The sequence below is a fragment of the Marisediminitalea alba genome, assembly GCF_002993365.1.
GTDB lineage: Bacteria > Pseudomonadota > Gammaproteobacteria > Enterobacterales > Alteromonadaceae > Alteromonas > Alteromonas alba.
Genome location: NZ_PVNP01000048.1, coordinates 1 through 2,275, shown reverse-complemented (window position 1 = coordinate 2,275; position 2,275 = coordinate 1). Strand labels below are relative to the sequence as shown.

Genomic DNA, 2,275 nt, shown 5'->3' with positions numbered 1-2,275 from the left:
CTCTGTTATCAACTGTGAGACGCTATCAGTGCCTTTCAGCAGCTTCTCAACATAACGGGTTTGACTATCTGTTAAGTGTTCTAACTCGGCTATAAGCTTTGTAAATTGTGCTGGGATCATGATCAACCCTCAATAACTGTATTCATATACAGTATAGCAACAATTTAGCAGAACATAGCCTTCTCAGCTTAATTGGCAGCGCAGATTTTTCAGTACCGGCAAATGGCTAATGTAAAAATCAGTTGTTGTTTTTCTGGTGGTTGTTTAAGGTAAAAGCATATCAGGGAAGGGCAATTATTATATGCAAACATCTTGGTGCAGGGCAGCAAAGCTGCGAACGTTCAGTGTTAGGGCTAACAAGGCGCAGCACCGGACAATAACGCGCAGTTCCCCTTTTTTGCAAAGAGCGCAAAAAAGTGGCCCTTCGCTATTGCCCGTGTGCTAGGTGTTATGCGCCGTTGTCATTTCTCATGTGTTTAGTACGCCGGTAGCGGGTTAGGGCAAGGCAGTTTCAATAGGTTGTATCAGCGCCTGCCGTTCTCAGTTTTCAAAACTGCTTTATTAACGCTTGTTCGTTTTAGCCCGTAACACCAGCAATCAGCAGCGCAATTTTCTTAGCCAGTTCACATCTCAAACAGTGGTTTTATCATCTGGCTTTTCGTTCTGGGTTGTTTTAAGGTAATTGTTATTATTTAAATCAACAGTTTGTTGTAGCGGGCGGTGGCGGCAAAGCCGCGAAGGGCAGGTGTCTCGCACGCATAACAAACAAATGTTGGGGACACAAACACGCGGGCTCTGCTTCGCAGTATAGCCCACGCGTTTGTGCCGCCAAATTAGGGCGTTATGCGCCGTTATTTATTTCTCATGTGTTTGGTGTGGTGGTAGCAGGTTAGGGCAAGGCAGTTTCAATAGGTTGTATCGTTGTCTTCCGCTTTCAGTATTCTAAATTGCTTTATCAACCCTTGTTGGTTTTAGCCTGGTAACACCAGTATTCGGCACAATCAGTTTTGCCAGCCTATTCACTTCTCAAGCAGGCACTTTCTCATCTGGCATTTTGAACAGGGTTGTTTTAAGGTAATTGTTAGTATTTAAATCAACAGTTTGTTGTGGCGGGCGGTGGCGGCAAAGCCGCGTAGGGCAGGTGTATCGCACGCATAACAAACAAATGTTGGGGACACAAACACGCGGGCTCTGCTTCGCAGTATAGCCCACGCGTTTGTGCCGCCAAATTAGGGCGTTATGCGCCGTTGTCATTTCTCATATGTTTAGCGCGGCGGTAGCGGGTTAGGGCAAGGCAGTTTCAATAAGTTGTATCGGTGCCTGCCGCTTTCAGTTTTCAAAGCTGCTTTATTAACGTTTGTTGGATTTAGCCTGGTAACACCAGCATTCGGCACAACCAGTTTTGCCAGCCAGTTCACTTCTCAAGCAGGCGTTTTATCATCTGGCTTTTCGCGCAAGGTTGTTTTAAGGTAATTGTTATTATTTAAATCAACAGTTTGTTGTAGCGGGCGGTGGCGGCAAAGCCGCGAAGGGCAAGTGTCTCGCACGCATAACAAACAAATGTTGGGGACACAAACACGCGGGCTCTGCTTCGCAGTATAGCCCACGCGTTTGTGCCGCCAAATTAGAGCGTTATATGCCAGTAAATATATTTGAGATCCTATGAAAGAGAAAGATCACTTTAAGAAGCTAAGGAGCATAATTTATTCGCTTCTGCCTGCTTTGATTCTACTTTCTTTCTTTTTGGAGAAAGAATTTATCAAGAGTCTATTTTTCTTAGTCTTTGGAATATGGGCATGTTCTTTTGGCTTCTCCTTTTTTAATCAAGCTAAGACTAAAAAACAATCACCGAAAGATTCAGCACTATACTTAGTTCTGAGCTATCCCCACGAATAGTAAAATAAAGTCAAAGAGTTAGGGAACATTCATGGCATTTGGTGATCAGATCTTTCGCCAAAAAAAACCAACACAGAAAACACCATGAATGCACGCTCTATATTGAACAATCTTGTCTCTTTTGTCAGCCATAAAATGCATAAAACCCGCAAACAGGCCGTTGTCGCCTGTGTGCGAAGCTTGATTGAGAGCGGTTCGGCCACTGTGACCAGTATGGGGCGCGGTATCCGTTCCAATGCCTATGAGAAACACCGTATTAAGCGGGCTGACCGGCTGTTATCTAATGGTCACCTCCAGCGTGAAGTACCGTTTATCTATGCAATGATTTGCCGGTTATTTTGTACCTGTAAACATCCTGTCATTGCCGTTGACTGGTCAG

2 pseudogenes are annotated in these 2,275 nt (G+C 44.6%); one reads left to right on the top strand and one right to left on the bottom strand.

Features of this window, described 5'->3' with window-relative positions:
* Positions 1 to 120, bottom strand: a pseudogene (locus C6Y40_RS05805) (IS1595 family transposase); the annotation flags it as partial.
* Between the two features lie 1,860 nt (positions 121 to 1,980).
* Here C6Y40_RS05805 and C6Y40_RS05795 point away from each other — a divergent pair.
* Positions 1,981 to 2,275, top strand: a pseudogene (locus tag C6Y40_RS05795) (IS4 family transposase); the annotation flags it as partial.